Genomic DNA, 1,614 nt, shown 5'->3' on the forward strand with positions numbered 1-1,614 from the left:
CAGTTACTACTTAGGTAGGCTAAAAGGAAAATTGTCCGCGATAAGCAGAAGTCAAAGAGGAAAGAAGAGGAAGTTTTTGTTTAAGGAGCGTCGAAATAAACCCACGTAGGGTAGCAAATTGCTCCCCGCCTTGGATGGTGCGAAATGTGCCTGAAATTTTTTGTTTGACCTTGGCCATGCGTATATCGCGCTCGGCTTGATTATTGTCAAAGGGAACTTCGGCATCTCGAAGAAAGCGGAGGATGGCCACTTTGTAGGTCTGCATGCGAAACCCTAGATTCGCAGCTTTGCTTTTGCATTTGCGTCCCTTTGGTCCGGTTTTTTCAGGCACTGGATCTTGAGCCCATTCAAGCGCTCCTTGTCGTAGCCACTCATCGTAGCTATGCTCGATTTCAGCGATGACTTCGTCAGCAAGTGGGACACTGGCGGCTCGGGCGGCTTTAACGCGTATCCAGCTTTGGCTCAGTAACTCTCTCATGCCCTGTGCCCATACGTGATTGTCATGCTCAACAATGCCTTTGCACTCGCGCATGAAATGGACATTGCATAAGATGTGGATGAACGCGTATTCCTTTCTAAAATACGCCGAGTAACAGTCATGTACGACTTTTCCCAGGTACGAGGGCAAAACGCCTAACTCCCGCTCCACATCTGGGCCTCCACGCTTTTTATAAACTCCCATTAAGGTCCAACTAGCATCAGAGGCTGTTTGCATCCAGTGTCGTTTTCCCTCCAGGCGGATGCCCGTTTCATCCCGATGGATGACCGGCTGGCTGCGTAGGCGCTCCCGGATGATCGGAAGAATGTTAGTGCTCACCGCCTGCGTCATTTGCGAAACCTGTGCAAGCAGCGTCGCTTGACTGGGGCAACGACCGGTGAGGTCAGCAAAAAGCCGTCCAATGCGTTCCAAAGGCAGCAACTGATAGACGTTCAGATACGTTGTCCAGGCAGCAAAGCTATCTCCATACTGGACGGGGGCATTCACACCAACAGGAAAAGAGGCCCGCTGCTTGATCTGGCAAGCGGGACAGCGTTTGACTTGTGAGAGGTGCTCTGTCACAACCAGACGGGGGAGCGGCAGTTCGAAAACCTGACGTTTTTCTACCCTCAAAACAGGGACCGTATCTAACCCAGCTTTGCAAAAGGAACAGCTCGAAAGGGTGTGTGTCACCACTTCGTCGGGCGCTAGGCTGAACTCCAACGTATGTCCATCATGGCCCCGAGGCGCCCCCTTTTTACCTCCGGGAACGCGAAGATTGGTAGGTTTACGCACACCATCGCTTGAAGGGGGCTTACTGCTATTGTTACTATTTTGGCCAAGTTGTCGTTCCAACTCATGTACGCGATGCTGGAGCTGTTTGATTTGTTTATTCTGTGTTTCAATGGTTTTAGCTTGCGATTCGACCAACTCGCTTAATTGGTCTATTCTCGTAAGTAACGTGTGGATGAATGCGGCAATTTCCGTATCTCCTTTACTGATTTGTAGCACTTGTTCCGGGGTAAATTGCATCGCATTCATCCTCCTTGTAGATTTGTTGATTAACTTATTTCACATGATGTACCCTGAATCCTTTTATTTCACCAAAATTTCTTTAAGGTACCTAAGTAGTAACT

1 protein-coding gene is annotated in these 1,614 nt (G+C 49.3%); it reads right to left on the minus strand.

Translation table 11 applies throughout. The features are described 5' to 3' along the window. Positions 1–19: 19 nt before the first annotated feature. Positions 20–1,519 (minus strand): IS66 family transposase, encoded by a 1,500-nt coding sequence (gene tnpC, locus J2Z66_RS42305; RefSeq protein WP_209980132.1) that lies wholly within the window; start codon positions 1,517–1,519, stop codon positions 20–22. Positions 1,520–1,614 lie beyond the last annotated feature (95 nt).

Source organism: Paenibacillus eucommiae (assembly GCF_017874215.1).
Taxonomy (GTDB): Bacteria; Bacillota; Bacilli; order Paenibacillales; family NBRC-103111; genus Paenibacillus_AI; species Paenibacillus_AI eucommiae.

What these genes read in the sequence shown, in the direction of transcription:
- tnpC (WP_209980132.1), bottom strand. Translation starts at nt 1,519, where the DNA reads ATGAATGCGATGCAATTTACCCCGGAACAAGTGCTACAAATCAGTAAA.